At 74.8% G+C, this 16,144-nt stretch carries 16 protein-coding genes; 2 read left to right on the top strand and 14 right to left on the bottom strand.

From position 1 onward, the window contains the following. Positions 1-47 precede the first annotated feature (47 nt). The 7 genes from AB0424_RS26305 to AB0424_RS26275 form a co-directional block, all read right to left on the bottom strand. Positions 48-869, bottom strand: coding sequence for a VOC family protein (locus AB0424_RS26305; protein WP_366309010.1), 822 nt, complete (start codon positions 867-869; stop codon positions 48-50). Between the two features lie 138 nt (positions 870-1,007). Continuing rightward, complete coding sequence (locus AB0424_RS26300; RefSeq protein WP_366309009.1) at positions 1,008-3,779, bottom strand: fumarate reductase/succinate dehydrogenase flavoprotein subunit; 2,772 nt, start codon at positions 3,777-3,779, stop codon at positions 1,008-1,010. Positions 3,780-3,865: 86 nt separating this feature from the next. After that, a complete protein-coding gene (locus AB0424_RS26295; RefSeq protein WP_366309008.1) occupies positions 3,866-4,672 on the bottom strand; it encodes an ABC transporter ATP-binding protein in 807 nt (268 codons plus the stop codon). Next, on the bottom strand, positions 4,669-5,643 hold the full coding sequence (locus AB0424_RS26290) for an ABC transporter permease (protein WP_366309007.1): 975 nt from the start codon (positions 5,641-5,643) through the stop codon (positions 4,669-4,671). The genes AB0424_RS26295 and AB0424_RS26290 overlap by 4 nt, the downstream gene beginning before the upstream one ends. Next, positions 5,640-7,046 (bottom strand): ABC transporter substrate-binding protein, encoded by a 1,407-nt coding sequence (locus AB0424_RS26285; protein ID WP_366309006.1) that lies wholly within the window; start codon positions 7,044-7,046, stop codon positions 5,640-5,642. The genes AB0424_RS26290 and AB0424_RS26285 overlap by 4 nt, the downstream gene beginning before the upstream one ends. 20 nt (positions 7,047-7,066) lie before the next feature. Beyond that, positions 7,067-7,294, bottom strand: coding sequence for a ferredoxin family protein (locus AB0424_RS26280; RefSeq protein ID WP_017236562.1), 228 nt, complete (start codon positions 7,292-7,294; stop codon positions 7,067-7,069). A gap of 39 nt (positions 7,295-7,333) precedes the next feature. After that, positions 7,334-8,101 (bottom strand): GntR family transcriptional regulator, encoded by a 768-nt coding sequence (locus AB0424_RS26275; RefSeq protein ID WP_366309005.1) that lies wholly within the window; start codon positions 8,099-8,101, stop codon positions 7,334-7,336. Between the two features lie 155 nt (positions 8,102-8,256). Here AB0424_RS26275 and AB0424_RS26270 point away from each other — a divergent pair, with 155 nt between their 5' ends. Then, entirely contained in the window at positions 8,257-8,409 is a 153-nt protein-coding gene (locus tag AB0424_RS26270) for a hypothetical protein (protein ID WP_366309004.1), read from the top strand. 55 nt (positions 8,410-8,464) lie between these two features. Then, positions 8,465-8,773, top strand: a complete 309-nt coding sequence (locus AB0424_RS26265; protein WP_366309003.1) for a hypothetical protein — start codon at positions 8,465-8,467, stop codon at positions 8,771-8,773. Between the two features lie 78 nt (positions 8,774-8,851). On the opposite strand, the gene AB0424_RS26260 is transcribed toward AB0424_RS26265, so the two are convergent. From AB0424_RS26260 to AB0424_RS26230, 7 genes are all read right to left on the bottom strand, one after another. Further along, the gene (locus tag AB0424_RS26260) at positions 8,852-10,135 is read right to left on the bottom strand and encodes an MFS transporter (protein WP_366309002.1); all 1,284 of its coding nucleotides are present in this window, start codon (positions 10,133-10,135) and stop codon (positions 8,852-8,854) included. After that, positions 10,132-10,671, bottom strand: coding sequence for a winged helix-turn-helix domain-containing protein (locus AB0424_RS26255; protein WP_366309001.1), 540 nt, complete (start codon positions 10,669-10,671; stop codon positions 10,132-10,134). The genes AB0424_RS26260 and AB0424_RS26255 overlap by 4 nt, the downstream gene beginning before the upstream one ends. Positions 10,672-10,817: 146 nt before the next feature. Further along, positions 10,818-11,603, bottom strand: coding sequence for an ATP-binding cassette domain-containing protein (locus tag AB0424_RS26250; RefSeq protein ID WP_366309000.1), 786 nt, complete (start codon positions 11,601-11,603; stop codon positions 10,818-10,820). Continuing rightward, positions 11,600-12,586, bottom strand: coding sequence for an ABC transporter ATP-binding protein (locus AB0424_RS26245; protein WP_366308999.1), 987 nt, complete (start codon positions 12,584-12,586; stop codon positions 11,600-11,602). The genes AB0424_RS26250 and AB0424_RS26245 overlap by 4 nt, the downstream gene beginning before the upstream one ends. 5 nt (positions 12,587-12,591) lie before the next feature. Continuing rightward, a complete protein-coding gene (locus AB0424_RS26240) occupies positions 12,592-13,461 on the bottom strand; it encodes an ABC transporter permease (RefSeq protein ID WP_366308998.1) in 870 nt (289 codons plus the stop codon). Next, a complete protein-coding gene (locus AB0424_RS26235; protein WP_366308997.1) occupies positions 13,458-14,411 on the bottom strand; it encodes an ABC transporter permease in 954 nt (317 codons plus the stop codon). Before AB0424_RS26235 ends, AB0424_RS26240 begins: the two co-directional genes overlap by 4 nt. Next, positions 14,408-16,045, bottom strand: coding sequence for an ABC transporter substrate-binding protein (locus AB0424_RS26230; protein ID WP_366308996.1), 1,638 nt, complete (start codon positions 16,043-16,045; stop codon positions 14,408-14,410). Before AB0424_RS26230 ends, AB0424_RS26235 begins: the two co-directional genes overlap by 4 nt. Positions 16,046-16,144 lie beyond the last annotated feature (99 nt).

The following is a 16,144-nucleotide window of genomic DNA, read 5'->3' as shown; positions in this document are numbered from 1 at the left end:
ATCGGCGCCGGTGCGGGGAGGGGACCCGGGCCCCCTCCCCGCACCGGTCACCCCGAGCCCTCCTCCGCGGCCTCCAGCGCGAACAGGGCCCCGTCGGGGTCCCGGACCACCACCCGGCGACCGTCGGAGTCCTCCGGGCCGCGCACCCCGCCCCACAGGCCGCCCGGCACGACCACGCCGCCGTGGGCCACGACCGCGGCCGTCGCGGCCTCGGGGTCGGGCACCCGGAAACGCACCAGCCAGCGCGGCCGCAGCTGCGGCCGGGGCGAGGTGGACTCGACCGGACCGCTGTTCAGCCGGGCGACCGCGTCGCCGTCGCGCCGCAGCACCACCTTGTCCTGCTCGTACGACACCTCCAGGCGGCCCGCGGTCCCCTCCGCCCAGCGGAGCACCTCGCCGTAGAACACCGCCGCCTCGAACGCGTCCCGGGTGTGCAGCTCCAGCCACGCCGGCGCCGTGTGCTCGCCGACGCGCCAGCGCTGCTCGACACGGCCCTCCCACACCCCGAACGCCGCGCCCTCGCGGTCGGTGGCCAGCGCCGCACGTCCGTCGGGCGGGTAGGCGACCGGACCCACGCCGACGGTGCCGCCGCGCTCCCGGATCCGCGCCACCGCCGCGTCGGCGTCCGCCACCGCGAAGAACGCCGTCCACGCCACCGGTACGGCCAGCCGGGCCGCGACCGGCGCGATCCCGGCGACCGGGACCCCGCCCAGGTCGCCCACGGCGTACTCGTGCCCCTGGCCTCCCCGCAGGAACGTCCAGCCCAGCACCGCCCCGTAGAAGCGTTCCGCAGCCTCGAGATCACGCGCACTCAGGCTCAGCCAGCACGGCGCTCCCACCGTGTCCCCGGTCGTCGTCGGCCCCGACACCGGCACCACCTCCTCGTCGTCCTGCCACCATCCAGCCTGCCCCCATTCCCGGCGCGCCGGACCGGCATGCGCGCGCTCACCCGGATGCCGACCTCCGTCACCCGCCCGGGTGCGCGCGACGGCCGGACGTCGCGCGCTTCAGCGGGCACCGCCCGGCACCACGGCCGACGCGCGCGCCGCATAGGCCCGCACGTCGGCGTCCGTGTCGTCGCCCGCGCCCGCGAGGGCGGTACGGGCGGCGGGGTCGTCCCGGTGGGCGAGCAGGGCGAGGACGGCGGCCTTGCGGACGTCGGCGTTCGGGTCGGCGAGCGCGCCGGCGAGTCCGCGGACCGCGGCCGCCGTCGCGGCGGACCGGAGCGCCGTCGCGGCGCCCGCCCGCACCTGCCAGGCGGGATCCGCCAGCGCCGCCTCCGCCGTCGCGGCGAGCACCGGCGGGCATCCCGTCCCGGCCAGGGAGGCCAGCGCGGCGCCCCTCACCAGGGGGTCGGCGTCGTCGAGGAGCGGCAGGAGCGGCTCCGGTACCGGCTCCCGCACGGCCGCCAGGCCGCGGGCCACCGCGACGCGGACCTCGCGCGCCGGATCCCCGGCGGCCGCCGCGAGCTCCGCGACCGCGTCCACCGCGACCAGCGCCCGGACCGCCCGCACCCGTACGTCGACGGTGTCGTCGGCGAGCGCCGCGGCGTACAGCGGGGCGTCGCCGAGCCGCAGCGCGCGCAGCACGTCCAGCGCGGCGGCGCGCACGGCCGCGTCCGGCACGTCGAGCGCCGCACGCAGTGCGGCCCCGAGCACCGGCTCGGCGGGCAGGACCTCGACCAGCTCGCGCAGCGCCGCCGCGGCGGCCGCCCGGACCCGCGCCGACCTGTCCCGCAGCCGTGCGGCCAGGGCGGGCCCCGTTCCGGACGGCGCGGTCTCGCCCAGGGCGGTGACCGCGGCCGCCCGTACCGCCGGATCGTCGTCGGTCAGGTAGGGGCCGAGCGCGTCGAGGTCGGGGGAGTCCTCGGCGAGCGACAGCAGCCGCAGCAGCCGGGGGTGGGGCGCTCCCGTCGCGGGCCCGCCGTCGGGTTCGGGGAGGCCGCCCGCGGGGACCGCTGGGCCGTCGGCGGAGGCGCGGGCGGCCGGGGCGGCGTCGCGGGGCCCGGCCGTGGCGACGGGCACGAGCGCCACCTCGCCGATGTGCCGCTCGGGGCCGCCGGGCGGGGCGAACTCCGGCACCGGCACCACGTACGGCTCGACCGGCCGAGCCGTGAACTCCATCGTCCCGGAAGGGGACTTGCGCAGATCGAGGTGGTGCAGCCAGTCCGTGTCGTTCCGCTCCGGATGGTCGAGCCGCTCGTGGTAGAGACCCCACCGCGACTCGGTCCTGGCCAGCGAGGCCCGCGCCGCCATCTCGGCGCAGTCGCGGATGAACGACACCTCCGCGCACCGCATGAGCTCGTGCGGCGTCCGCGCCCCCATACCGGCGATCTCCTCCGCCATGCGCGTGAACGCCTCGACGGCCAGCGAGAGCCGGGCCCCGGTCTTGGGCGGCGACACGTAGTCGTTCACGAACCTGCGCAGCTTGTACTCGACCTGCGGCTGCGGGGGACCGTCGGGGTGGCGCAGCGGCCGGTAGACCAGCTCGTGGGCCTCGGCGAGCTGCGCCGGGTCCAACGCCCCCTCGTACGCCCGGTACCGGGACGCGTCCTCGCCCGCGAGGTCGCCGAAGACGAACGCGCCGATCATGTAGTTGTGCGGTACGGACGCCAGGTCGCCGGCCGCGTACAGCCGGGGCACCGTCGTGCGGGCGTGGGAGTCGACGCGCACCCCGGAGGCGGAGTGACCGCCGCACAGGCCGATCTCGGAGATGTGCATCTCGATGTCGTGGGTGCGGTAGTCGTGGCCGCGGTTCTCGTGGAAGGTGCCGCGGGTGGGCCGCTCGGTGGTGTGGAGGATGGACTCGACGGCCTGGACGGTCTCCTCCGGCAGATGGCTCAGTTTCAGGTACACCGGGCCCCGGTCCGAGGCGAGTTCGGCGGCGAACTCGGCCATCATCTGCCCCGACCAGTAGTCGGACTCGACGAACCGCTCGCCGTGCCGGTTCACCTGGTAGCCGCCGAACGGGTTGGCCACGTAGGCGCAGGCCGGCCCGTTGTAGTCCTTGATCAGCGGGTTGATCTGGAAGCACTCGATCCCGGTGAGCGCCGCTCCCGCGTGGTACGCCATGGCGTACCCGTCGCCGGCGTTGGTCGGGTTCTCGTACGTGCCGTACAGATAGCCCGAGGCGGGCAGGCCGAGCCGGCCGCAGGCACCGGTGGCCAGGACGACCGCGCCGGCCCGGACGACCACGAACTCGCCCGTGCGGGTGTGGAGACCGGCGATGCCGACCGCGCGGCCGTCCTCCGGGTGGGTGAGGACGCGGACCGGCATGACGCGGTTCTCGATGCGGATCCGCTCCCGCATCTCGCGGCGCCGCAGCTGCCGGTAGAGGACCTTCTTGACGTCCTTGCCCTCCGGCATGGGCAGCACGTACGAGCCGGAGCGGTGCACCTGCCGTACCGCGTACTCGCCGTGCTCGTCCTTCTCGAACTTCACCCCGTACGACTCCAGGCGCCGGACCATCGCGAAGCCGCGGGTGGCCGTCTGCCGGACCGTCGACTGGTCCACGAGGCCGTCGTTGGCACGGGTGATCTCGGCGACGTAGTCGTCGGGTTCGGCCCGGCCCGGCACGACCGCGTTGTTGACGCCGTCCATCCCCATCGCCAGGGCGCCGGAGTGCCGGACGTGCGCCTTCTCCAGGAGCAGGACGTTCGCCCCGCGCTCGGCCGCGGTCAGGGCCGCCATGGTGCCGGCGGTGCCGCCGCCCACGACGAGGACGTCACAGGAGAGCTCGGTCGCGTCGGCGAGGTCGGGCACGGTCAGGGGGGTGTCCACGGGATGCCTTTCGAAGCGGCGGGTCGGAGGCCGCGGCCGGTGGCCGGAGAACGGCGGCGGGAGCGCGGCGGCGGGACGGGGTGCGGTCAGAGGGAGTCGAGGACACGGCGCCGCAGGGCCGCCGTCGCGGGGGCGTCGCGGGCCTCCCGGGCCCGCGGGTGCGGGACGTCGAGGACCTCGCCGGTCGCGAAGAGGACGACCCGGTCGCCGAGGTGGACGGCCTCGTCGACGTCGTGGGTGACGAAGACGACGGTCGCGCCCGTGCCCCGCAGGATCTCCACGAGGAGGTCCTGCATCCCCGCGCGGGTGTGCGCGTCGAGCGCGCCGAACGGCTCGTCCATCAGGACCGCGCGGGGCCGGCCGGCCAGCGCGCGCGCCAGCTGCACCCGCTGCCGCTGGCCGCCGGACAACCGGTGCGGCAGCTTCGGGGCGTGCTCGGCCAGGCCGACCCGCTCCAGCCACTCCAGGGCCGAGCGGCGCCGCTCGGCCCGGGGCACACCGCGGATCGCGAGCGGCAGCTCGACGTTGGCCCGGACCGACCGCCACGGCAGCAGCGCGTCGTGCTGGAAGACCAGTGCCCGGTCGGCTCCGGGCCTGCGGACCGCCGTCCCGTCCTGGGTGACCCGTCCCTCCAGCGGCGGCAGCAGCCCGGCGAGCGTGCGCAGCAGCGTGGTCTTCCCGCAGCCGGACGGGCCGACCACGGTCACGAGTTCGCCGGCCGCGATCCGCAGCCCGGCGGGCCCCCACACGGCGGCCGCGCCGGGGCGACCCAGCCGTACGTCGTGCAGGGCGAGTTCCGCGCCCGCCGCCGCGCCGGCCGGATCGGGCGCGGAGTGCGGCGCGGCGGTGCCGGAAGGCGTCGCGGACGGGGCGGACGGGCTCACGGTGCTCATCGGACCGGCTCCTTCTCGGGTGAGGCGGCGGGTATGGCGGGGACAGCGGGGACAGCGGGTACGGCGGGTACGGCGGGGACGGCGGGGGCGAGGGCGCCGGACGCGGGCGTCGCGACGGGGGACGCCGCTCCGGACGCGGCCCCGCGCACGACACCCGCGGGGAACCGGTCGGCGGGGCGCGGAAGCCAGGACGTGACCCGGCGGCCGAGCGTCTCCACGGCCGTGGAGGTGAGCCAGCCCAGGGCGCCGATGGTGGCCATGCCGACGAACACCCCCGGGTAGTCGACGACCGTGTAGTCCTGCCAGGTGCGGTAGCCCACCCCGTACTCGCCGGAGATCATCTCCGCCGAGATCACACAGATCCACGAGACGCCGATGCCCACCGACAGGCCGCCGAAGATCCCCGGCAGGGCGCCCGGCAGCACCACGGAGAACAGCACCCGGGCCCGGCCGCCGCCCATGGTCAGGACGGCCTCCTCCCACACCGGGCTCAGCGCCCGCACCGCGTGCCGGGTCGACACCAGCACCGGGAAGAGGGCCGCGGCGCAGGTGATGAAGACGATGCCCTGCTCGTTGGTGGGCAGCAGCAGGATCGCCACCGGCACCAGGGCGATGGCCGGAACCGGCCGCACCACCTCCACCAGCGGGCCCAGGAGGTCGGCGGCCCACCGCGACCGGGCGACGGCCGTGCCGGCCGCCACCCCCAGGGCCGCGGCGAGGAGGAACCCGACCGCGATCCGGCGCAGGCTGTGGCCCAGGTCCTGCCGGTACGCCTCCGTGCCGACCCGGTCGGCGAAGGCGGAGGCCACCTCGACGACGGTCGGGAACTGCTCGAACCGCAGCCACAGGGTGACGTCCAGGGAGGTCAGCAGCTGCCACAGGCCCAGCGCGGCGGCGAGCGACGCCACCCGCACCAGCCGGCGGGCCGCGCCCGTCGCGGCGCGAGCGCCGCCGGCGTTCCGGCCGCTCACGAGGCGAGCCTCACGGCGTCCGCGTACGCGACGATCCGGGAGCCCGCGTGCCCCGCGAGGTACCGCTCCGCCGCCGCCCGGGTCACGAAGGCGCGCCACGCGCCGCCGTCCGCGACCCACACCGCACGGTCCGCGAACCACAGCGTCCCGGTCACCGCGTCCGGCACGTACGCGGCCCGCACGTCGGCGCCCCGCACGGCCTTCAGGAGGGCGCCGGGGCTGTCGAAGGACCGGGTCGATTCCTGCCCTCGCAGCCACAGTTCGGACCGCGCCGCCGCCGCCCGGGGGTACGCGGGTCCGGGCACCGCCCGCCGCAGCGGCGCCGGGTCGACGAAGGAGTCGACGTCGACGTCCTTCACCAGACCGGCCTCCTTCAGGACCGGCACGTCCTCCTTGAGCGCGGCGATCAGTTCCGGGCGGAGCGCCGGGTCGAACGTGGCGATGCCCTGGGCGCCGTTGTAGAGGTAGACCACCTCGGCGGGCAGGCCCGTCTCCTTCGCCACCGACTCGGCGGCGGCGACGGGCCGGGCGCGCAGCTCGTCCGTGGCACGGCGCTGGGCGCGCAGGAAGGCGTCGAGGACGGCGGGCCGCCGCTGGGCGAACTCCTCCCGGACGGTGACCCCGTGGAACGTCGGCAGGTTCAGCTCGGCCCCGTCGTACAGGGCCGCGGCCCGGCCCTGGAAGGCCAGCAGCCCCGGCCAGGCGACGAACTGCGACAGCGCGTCGACACTGCCCGCGGCCAGCGCCGAAGCGCCCACGCTCGGCTGCTGGTTGAGCTTGGACACGTCCTTCGCCGGGTCGAGCCCCGCCCGGCGGAGCGCCCGGACGAGGGTGCCGTCGGCCGCCGACCCGACGCTGGTGGAGACCTTGCGCCCCTTCAGGTCGGTGAGCGACCGGAGCGTCGAACCGGGGGCGGTGACGACGGTGTTGAGGCCGCCGCGCAGGTTGTAGCCGGTGACCGAGACGAGCCGGGTCGGCTCCTTGAGCTGCTTTCCGCGGGCCGCGTTGATGAGCAGCGGGAAGTCGCCCATCGAACCGATGTCGATCTTCCCGGCGGTCATCTGCGCGGTGATCGGGGCGCCGGTCGCGTAGTCCTGCCAGACGACCCGGTAGGTGCGGCCGTCCTTCTTCCCGGCGGCCGCGAGCTCCTGCTCGAAGTAGCCCAGGGAGCGGAGCAGGGTGCCGGCCGTGACGGTGTTGATGGTCTTCGACTGGTAGCCGACGGTCACGGTCACGGTGCCCCCGTCGGCGCCGTCGTCCGATGCGGCGGGGCCGCCGCAGGCGGTGGCGAGCGGCAGCACCAGGGCGACCGGGAGGAGCAGGGGGAGTCCACGGCGGATCAGTCCCGTTCGGGACGGGTCGGCGTGGAGAGGGGAGGAGCCGGACAGGGGGGCTCTGGACATGAGTGGTCGGCCTTTCGCCTTCACCGGAGCAGGTAGGGCATGTTGACGGTCACCGCGCCGGTGGGACAGCGGGCCGCGCAGGGGCCGCAGTACCAGCACTCGTCCACGTGCATGTACGCCTTGCCGTCGTCCTCGCGGATCGCGAGCGAGTCCAGCGGACACATGTCGACGCAGAGCGTGCAGCCGTCGATGCACTTCGACTCGTCGATGGTCACGGGCACGTCGGCACGCTGGGGGACCAGAGGCATGGCTGTCTCCAGGAAGGGGGTTGGGAAGGGGCGACGGGGTCAGACGGAGCGGTGCAGCAGGCCGCTCATGGTGATGCGGTCGCCGCGGAACCGGATGAACTCCAGATCCACCGGGCGTCCGTCGGGCAGGTGGGTCAGCCGCTCCAGCATCAGGACCGCGGCCCCGCGCGGGGCCTGGAGCACGGCCGCCGAGTGCGCGTCGGCGTTGACGGCCTCCAGCGTGATCTCGGCGTGCCCGAGCGGGCCGCCGGTCAGCTGCTCCAGGAGCCGGAACACGTCCGTGTTCTCCAGGTCGCAGCCCAGGAGTTCGCCGCCGACGTCCATCGGCAGGTACGACAGGTCGAGCGACAGCGGCAGCCCGTCGAGCCGCCGCAGCCGCTCGACGCACAGCACGTCGGTGTGTTCGGGCAGCCCGAGCCGGTGGGCCACCGGTCCGGACGCCGTCACCGGCCCGACGGTGCGGACCTCGTTCGTGACCCGCCCGTGCTCGTGCAGGATCTCCGCCAGTCCCTGCAGCCGGTCCAGGGCGTGCGGGAACTTCTCGCAGACCACCACCGTGCCGACCCCGGCCCGCCGGTCCACCAGCTGCTCCCCGCGCAGCAGGTCCAGGGCCTGCCGCACGGTGTTGCGGCTCGCCCGGTAGTCCGCGGCGATCGCGTCCTCCAGCGGCAGGACCCCACCCGGGAACCCGCCCGCCAGGATCTGGTGGCGCAGCAGGTCCGCGAGCTGCCGCGCCCGGTCGGCCCGCAGCCGGCGGCGGCGTGCGGCGGCGACGGGACGGGCTGCGGAGGCGGTTTCGGCGGGCATGGCACGGAACGTAGCCGCGCCCGGCCCCCGGTGGTGTTGCGGCAGTATTGCGCCACCCGACACCGCAGACGTACAGCTCTGACCTGCGTCGATACCGACCGCCCCGCAAGATCCGCCACCCCGCCGACCACCCCGTGGACGCCCAGACGCCCACCATGTGGGAACGGGGAGTCGACCACAGCGCGGCGTCCGGGCCCGCGCCCGAGCCGGACGCGTGGATGCGCCGCCTCGGCGAGCTGCCGCTGCCGTACGAGCCCGGTGTGCGAGGGCAGTACGACCTCGGCGACGAGGTGGTCGGATGCTGCTGAACCACGGGATGCACCGGGGGGAAAAAGGATCCTGTCCCGCGCCGCCGTCGACCTCATGAGTACCGACCGTCTCTCGCCCATGCAACTGGCTTCCCGGGAGGAGGTGTTCGGCAGCGTCGCCCCTCTCTCGTCCGGCCAGGGGGCGAGCGCCGGCTGGGGCTTCGGGATGGCGGTGCGCACCCATCGCGGCGACTACGCGCCCATCGGCCAGTTCGGCTGGTTCGGCGGTACCGGCACCACCGCCTGCGCGGACAGGACCCACCAGGTCACCGGAGTCCTGCTCACCCAGGTGGGACCCTCCACCCCGGACCCGCCGCGCGCCATGAACGACTTCTGCACCACGCCCTACCAGGCCGTCGCATGACGACGACGTCGCCGGAGGGAGGGCGTTGCGTCGGCCGCGGTGCCGGCGCACGCCGTGTGGGGCGCTTCGCGGCGGGCCTCACGACCGGTCGGGTGCGCTCTTCCGGGTGGGTTCCTCGGGGGACGCGTGGGGCGGGGCGGCGGCGCGGAGTGCTGCCTCGACCCGGCGGTTGCCCGTCATGGAGGCGGTGACGGCGGTCATCGTGAGGAGCAGGCCGGCGGCGGCGTAGAGCGGGGTGCGGATGTCGTAGGCGGTGGCCAGCCAGCCGCCGAGGAAGGCGCCGACGGGGGCGGCGCACATGGCGAGCATGCGGGAGGTGGAGGCGACCCGGCCCATGAGGTGGGCGGGGACGATGGCCTGCCGGAGGGAGGGGGCGAGCACCATGGTGGCGCCCATTCCGGCCCCGCAGACGGCGAGCGCGAGCCCGGCCACGTACGGGTTCGGGGCGGCGGCCAGGCCGAGGATGGCGAGCCCTTCGGCGGCGGCCGTGCAGGTCAGCGCGGTGCCGGTGCCGAGGTGTCGGCCGAGGCGGGAGGCGATGGCTGCACCGAGCAGTCCGCCGGTCGCCTCCGCGGTGAGGAGCAGGCCGAAACCGTAGGTGTCGATGCCGAGACGGTCGTGGGCGAAGAGGGCGAGGACGGTCTCCACGGCGAGGAAGGCGACGTTCCCGACGGCCGGACGCAGGGCCAGGCCGAGCAGCACCTTGTTCGTGAAGACGTACGAGGCCCCGGCCCGCGCCTGCCGAAGCAGCGAGTCGCCGGCCTCCGGCACGGGGCGTGGCGTGGCGGGCAGCGTGCGGACGAGCAGGGCGGAGAGCAGGAACGACACCGCGTCGGCCAGCAGCGGGACCGCCCGCCCGAGTGCGAGCAGCGCACTGCCCGCGGGCGGCCCGGCGAAGCCGGACATGGCGGTCTGGGCGCCGCGCAGACGGGAGTTGGCGCGCTCCAGGAGCGCGGGGTCGCGGTGGAGCAGGTCCGGCAGGTAGGCCGTGGCGGCCGTGTCGAAGAACAGCCCGCCGAGGCCGAGCAGGAAGGCGACGGCCGCGAGCAGCGGAATGCTCAGCAGGTCGAGCGCGGCCGCCACCACGGGTATCGCGAGCAGCAGCGCACGGGACGTGTCCGCCACCCACATCGTGCGCCGGCGGTCCCAGCGGTCCACCAGCGCACCGCCGAGCACCCCGAACAGCAGCCACGGCAGTGTCCCGGCGGCCGTGACGACGGCGAGCGCCATCGGGTCCCGGGTCAGCGTCAACGCGATCAGCGGCAGCGCCGCGTGCGTCACCCCGTCGCCGAGCGAGGACACGGTCTGGGCGGTCCACAACCGTCCGAACCCGGCCGGCAACTTCTTCTCGTTTGAGGTCACTTGGCGTCCCCCTCGGCCTGCTCGCGGGTGCCCGGGTGGAACAGGGCGAAGACGAGCGAGGTGTCGGGCAGCGACGGATCGGACAGCTTGCGGTACTCCTGCGCCAGCGCCTGCAGCCGCGCCCCCAGCTCCGCGAACTGCTCGTCGGTGAGCCGCAGATGGGCCATCCCCACGTGCCGCTCGCCCTCGGCCGGCGACGCCTCCAGGTCCGCGACCGCATGCCGCATCAGGACGTCCGGTCCGCCCTCGCCCGGATCGGGCAGCACGATCGACCGCGCGGCCATCGCGTAGTACCGCTCGGTGACGCCGCGCACCTTCCGTGTCCGCACCACCTTCACCAGGCCGGCCCGCTCGAGGAGCCGCACGTGGTAGCTGGAGCTCCCCTTGGCGAGGCCCACCCGCTCGGCGATCTGTGTGATCGTCGCCGGCTCGAAGCGGAGGACGGCCATGATCCGGTGGCGCGTGAGGTTGGAGACGGCGCGCAGCTGCTCGTCCGTGGTGACGTGAAACGTCTCGGGAAGATCGTCGGTAGGCATGGGAGTAATGGTCAACGATTCTTGACCATTGTGCAAGGGGAAACGCGCGATCCTCCGGAATCGCGTCGTCGGCGTCCCGGAACACGGCCCCCACGGCCTCCAATGCCTCCGTCCCGCAGCGGAGTTCGGGCGGCCCAGGGGGCGGGTCAGGCCGCCCGTCGACGGCGGCGGGGGACGGAGTCCAGGAGCAGGCGGGTGTACGGGTGCTCCGGGGCGCCGAGGACGCGGTCGACCGGACCCGACTCCACGGCGGCGCCGGACTTGAGGACCAGCACCTCGTCCGCGACGTGCCGGACGACGGCGAGGTCGTGCGTCACGAAGAGGTAGCCGATGCCGGACTCCTCGCGGATGACCCGCAGGAGTTCGAGGATCTGGGCCTGGATCGACACGTCGAGCGCGGCGACGGCCTCGTCCAGGACGAGCACCCTGGGCTCGACCGCCAGGGCGCGGGCGATCGCCACGCGCTGGCGCTGACCCCCGGACAGGCCGCGCGGCAGCGCCTCGGCCTCCCGGGCGCCCAGGCCGACCTGGTCGAGGAGCTCGGCGACGCGGGTCCGCCGGGCGGCGGCGTCGAGCGGGCCGTGCAGCCGCAGCACCTCGTCGAGGCAGCCGGAGACGGTGACGCGCGGATCGAGCGAGAGGTACGGGTCCTGGAAGACCATCTGGATCTCCCGGGCCCGCGCCAGGCGTTCGGCCCGGCGCCGGGGGCGTGCGGAGCGGTCGCGGCCGTCGAGCCGGACGGTGCCGCCGTCCGGGGTCTCCAGGCCGACCAGCATCCGCACCGTGGTCGTCTTGCCGCTGCCGGACTCGCCGACGATCGCGAGCGAGGAGCCGGGGGCCAGGGCGAAGGACACGCCGTCCACCGCCGTGTGGCCGCCGTACCGCTTGCGCAGTCCCTCGACGACCAGTCCCTCCTTGGTCGAGACGGTCACAGCGTGATCCCTTCTTCGGCGCGGTGGCAGGCGGCGAACCCGTCTCCGTGCGGCGTGAGTGCGGGCTTCTCCCGGGAGCAGCGGGGTACGGCGTGGGCGCAGCGCGCGGCGAAGGCGCACCCCTGTGGCGCCTCGGCCAGGGAGACCGGGCGGCCCGGGATGGGCCGGGGGGCCGGCGCGCCCGGTGCGATGCTCGGCGTGCAGGCGAGCAGGCCCGCGGTGTAGGGGTGGCGCGGCAGGTCGAACAGCTCGTCGGTTCCCCGGTGTTCCACGATCCGGCCGGCGTACATCACGTACACGCGGTCGCAGACGGACGCGGCCAGTTCGAGGTCGTGGGTGACGAAGAGCATGCCGGTGCCGCGCTCCGCGCGCAGCCGGGCGAGCATCGAGACGATCTCCGCCTGGGTGGTGACGTCGAGGGCGGTGGTCGGCTCGTCGGCGACCAGCAGGTCCGGCTCGCTCGCCAGGGCCGCGGCGATGACGACCCGCTGGAGCATGCCGCCGGAGAACTGGTGCGGGTGGCGTCGCAGGGCGCCGCGCGGGTCGCGGATGCCGACCGCGTCGAGGAGTTCCTCGGCGCGGGCGGTGGCCCGCGCGGCCGGGGTCCCGGCGGCCCGCAGCCCCTCGGTGAGGAAGTCGCCGACGCGGCGCAGCGGGTTGACGGAGGCACGGGGGTCCTGGAAGACCATCGACACCCGGCGGGCCCGCAGCCCGGCGAGTTCGGCGCGGTCCATGGTGAGGACGTCGCGGCCCGCGACGCGGACCTCGCCGCCGGTGCGGGCGCCCGCGGGCAGCAGTCCGAGGACGCTGCGGCAGGCCACGGACTTCCCGGAACCCGACTCGCCGACCAGGCCGACGGTCTCGCCGGGCCGGACCGTCAGGCTCACCCCGTCGAGGATGGGCCGGGCGGCCCGGTCGTCGGGGAGGCGGACGTCCAGCCGGTCGAGCTCCAGCACCGGTGCCGCATCCGTGTGTGCGCGCATGCCGCTCACCGTTCCCGCTTCGCGATCCGGTCGGCGAGCCCCTCGCCGACGATGCCGAACGCCACCACGGCGAGCACGATGCACGCGGAGGGCGCGAGGGCCGGCAGCATCGCCCCCTGGAGGACCGCCGCCTGTCCCTCGTTGATCATGGAGCCCCAGTCGGCGGCCGGCGGCTGCACGCCGAAGCCGAGGAAGGACAGCGCCGCCAGGTCCATCAGCGCGTACCCGAAGTTCATCGCGGACTGGGCGAGGACGGTCGGCGCGATGTTGGGCAGCAGGTGGCGTACGCAGACGGTCCAGCCGGACCAGCCCTGCACCCGGTACGCCTCGATGTACGGCCGGGCCTTCTCCTGGCGGGCGATGCCGCGCACGAGGCGTCCCACGTACGGGGTGTAGGCGACGGCCATGGCGATCACCGGGGCCGTGAGCCCCGGTCCGACGACCGACACGAGGAGGATGGCGAGCATCAGCCCCGGGATGGCGAAGACCAGGTCCATGGACCGGGAGAGGACGGTGTCCGCCCAGCCGCCCCGCCAGGCCGCGACCACGCCGAGCAGGGTGCCGAGCAGGGTGGAGACGCCGACGACGAGCAGCGGGCCGAGCAGCCCGGTGCGGGCGCCGTGGATCAGCCGGGACAGCACGTCGCGCCCCGACTGGTCGGTGCCGAGCAGGTGGTCGCCGGTGGTCCCGACCAGGCTCGCCGACAGGTCGAGCGCCTCGGGGTCGTACGGGGCGAGGACCGGCGCGAGCAGGGCGACCAGGACGAGGAGGGCGAGGACCGCGACCGAGACCGCGAAGAGCGGTCCCCGGCCGAACGGCCGCAGGGCGCGGAGCCCCGGCCTGCGGTACGGCGCCGCGGAGGTGGTGGTGGTCATGAGGAGCCTTCCCCGAGGGAGAGACGGGGGTCGATGAGCGGGGCCAGCAGGTCGACCGCGAGGTTGACCAGGACGAAGGCCGCCACGCTCAGGAGCGTGATCGCCTGCACGACGGCGAAGTCCTGCGCGGTGACCGACTGCACGAGCAGCGAGCCGAGGCCCGGGACGTCGAAGGCGGTCTCGACGATCGAGGTGCTGATGAGGAGGCCGGCGAGCATGGTGCCGCCGACGGTGACGACGGGGCCGAGCGCGTTGCGCAGCACGTGCCGGCGGACCACCGCCGGGCCGGCAACGCCCCGGGCGCGCGCCACCTCGACGTGGTCGCGCCCGAGTTCGTCGAGCATCGCCGAGCGCGTGACCCGGGCGAGCAGCCCCGCGAAGGACAGGGCGAGGGCGAAGGCCGGCAGGGTCAGCTGGTGCAGCCGGTCCGCCAGGCCCGCCGGCGTCCCGCCGCCGGGGCCGGGGAACCAGCCGAGCTGGACCGAGAACAGCGACACGAGCGCGATGGCCGTCACGAACGAGGGCGTGGCGGTGGCGACGCCGGTGCCGATGAGCACCACCCGGTCCGGCAGGCCGGGCCGCAGGGCGGCGAGCACGCCGGCCGACACCCCGAGCGCGGTGACCAGCACGGCGGCGAGGCCGACGAGCAGCGCGGTGCCCGGCAGCCGGGAGCCGATGAGCGTGGCCACGTCCTGGTGGTACTGCGCCGAGCGGCCGAAGTCGCCGCTCAGCACCCCGCCGAGCCACGTCGCGTACTGGGTGACGAGCGGGTCGTCGAGGTGGTGCTCCGTCCGCAGGGCGGCGACGGCCTCGGGGGTGGCGGGGCGGCCGTGCAGGAGGAACGTCACCGGGTCGCCGGGGGCCAGGTGGACGGAGCCGAAGACCACCAGCGAGGTCACGAACAGCACCGCCACCAGGCCGAGGAGCCGTCCGACGAGGTAGCGCGTCATCGCTTCGCGGCCCCGATCGTCGCGGCCCACGGGTAGTAGAGGTGGACGACGCCGGTGGGGGCACCGGTGATCCGCTTGCCGAGGAAGACCGAGTAGGGCGCCTCGTACACCGGGATGACGGGCAGCTCGTCCAGCGCGATCCTCTGGAGTTCTGCGGTCAGTTCGGTGCGCTTGCCCGGGTCGGGCTCGGAGTTGGCCCGGTCGAACGCGACGTCGAACTCCGCGTTGCTCCAGTTGCCGTAGTTCCCGAAGTCGCCGGTGCGCAGGTACTGGTAGAACTCCAGCGGGTCCGGCGTGTTGTCGTAGCCGCTGGTGATGACGAGGTCGAGGCCGGCGCGCGCGTTCGGGTCGACGAAGATGCCGCTGTACGCGTCGGGGGAGACGGGCTTCAGCCGGACTTCGAGGCCGATCTGGCGGCCGGCGGCCTGGACGGCGTTGGCGACGACGCTGATCTCGGGGGCGAGGGTACTGGTGGCGAGCGTGACGGTCCGGCCGGTCGCGCCGGCCTCCTGGACGAGCTTCTTCGCGGCCTCCAGGTCGTACGCGGGCTCGGGCAGCGTGTCGAAGAGCGCGGCCGTCTTCTCCGGGGCCAGCGCCCAGGCGCCGCGCGCGGCGGGGGCCTTGGCGGGGACGCCGACGCCGCCGGCCGCGGCCTTGATGATGTTCTTCCGGTCCAGGGCCATCGACAGGGCCTTGCGGACCCTGAGGTCGCCGAGCGCGCCGTGGAAGTCGAGGACCGCGAGGTTCGACCCGGCGGTGTTGGGGCCGAAGAGCAGCGAGCCCTTGCCGGCGGCGCGCAGCTGGGCGAAGGAGGACGAGGGGACCATGTACCCGCCGTCGGCGGCGCCGGAGAGGAAGGCGTTGGAGCGGGCCGCCACGTCCTCGATGAAGGTGAACTTCACCTTCTCGGACTTCGCGGCGAGCTCGGGGTCCCAGTAGGCGGCGTGCTTCCTGAGCGTGATGCTGTCGCCCTGGGCCCAGGTGTCGAGGGCGAAGGGGCCGGTGCAGTTCAGCTTGCCCTTGGGCGTGCCGTAGTCCTTGCCGCCCTCGGCGAGGGAGGCGGCGCTCACGACGGTGCCGGGGGACGCGGCCATCAGCTCGTGGAAGAGGACGTCCGCCTTTCCGAGGCGGATCGTCACCTCCAGGGGGCCGGTCTTCTCGATGGTGTCGACGTTCTTGAAGGAGGTCCCCCAGGGCGATCCGGTCTCGGGGGCCATCTGGCGCCTCAGGGAGGCGACCACGTCGTCGGCGGTCATGGTGGTGCCGTCGTGGAACTTCACCCCGGGGCGCAGGGTGTAGACGAGGGTGCGGGGGTCGGGCTGCGCCCACTTCACCGCGAGTCCGGGCTCGATCTTCAGGTCGGGGGTGACCCGCAGGAGCTGCTCGCAGACGTTGGCCAGCACCGTGTTCGGCGGGTAGTCGTACGCGAGGGCGTAGTCGAGGGTGTACGGCTCGGCGTACAGGGACCAGGTGAAGGAGTCCAGGGGGCCCTGCGCGGGCGGCGACGTCGGGCTCACCGTGAAGCCCGCGCCGCCGGCGGTGACCGCGGGCTTGGTGGCGCCGGAGCAGGCGGCGGTGGTGGCCGCGAGCGCGGCGGTACAGGCGAGTAGCGCGATGGCTCTGGGCATGCGCATGTGACCCACCCCTTTACGGGTGTAGTGACGGGCTCGGGGGGATGGAGCGAGTATTGGTGCGGGAACGTTCCCGCACAAGACCTGCAGAGGGTTTTGCGG

Origin of the sequence: Streptomyces sp. NPDC051180 (assembly GCF_040689545.1) — a bacterium.
GTDB lineage: Bacteria > Actinomycetota > Actinomycetes > Streptomycetales > Streptomycetaceae > Streptomyces.
This window is presented reverse-complemented; position numbering and strand designations above follow the sequence as displayed.

Coding starts and splice junctions, on each gene's coding strand:
- AB0424_RS26275 (WP_366309005.1), bottom strand. CDS start 8,101: ATGCCCGCCGAAACCGCCTCCGCAGCCCGTCCCGTCGCCGCCGCACGC.
- AB0424_RS26255 (WP_366309001.1), bottom strand. CDS start 10,671: ATGCCTACCGACGATCTTCCCGAGACGTTTCACGTCACCACGGACGAG.
- AB0424_RS26240 (WP_366308998.1), bottom strand. CDS start 13,461: ATGACCACCACCACCTCCGCGGCGCCGTACCGCAGGCCGGGGCTCCGC.
- AB0424_RS26235 (WP_366308997.1), bottom strand. CDS start 14,411: ATGACGCGCTACCTCGTCGGACGGCTCCTCGGCCTGGTGGCGGTGCTG.
- AB0424_RS26245 (WP_366308999.1), bottom strand. CDS start 12,586: ATGCGCGCACACACGGATGCGGCACCGGTGCTGGAGCTCGACCGGCTG.
- AB0424_RS26265 (WP_366309003.1), top strand. CDS start 8,465: ATGAGTACCGACCGTCTCTCGCCCATGCAACTGGCTTCCCGGGAGGAG.
- AB0424_RS26230 (WP_366308996.1), bottom strand. CDS start 16,045: ATGCGCATGCCCAGAGCCATCGCGCTACTCGCCTGTACCGCCGCGCTC.
- AB0424_RS26295 (WP_366309008.1), bottom strand. CDS start 4,672: ATGAGCACCGTGAGCCCGTCCGCCCCGTCCGCGACGCCTTCCGGCACC.
- AB0424_RS26280 (WP_017236562.1), bottom strand. CDS start 7,294: ATGCCTCTGGTCCCCCAGCGTGCCGACGTGCCCGTGACCATCGACGAG.
- AB0424_RS26270 (WP_366309004.1), top strand. CDS start 8,257: ATGTGGGAACGGGGAGTCGACCACAGCGCGGCGTCCGGGCCCGCGCCC.
- AB0424_RS26285 (WP_366309006.1), bottom strand. CDS start 7,046: ATGTCCAGAGCCCCCCTGTCCGGCTCCTCCCCTCTCCACGCCGACCCG.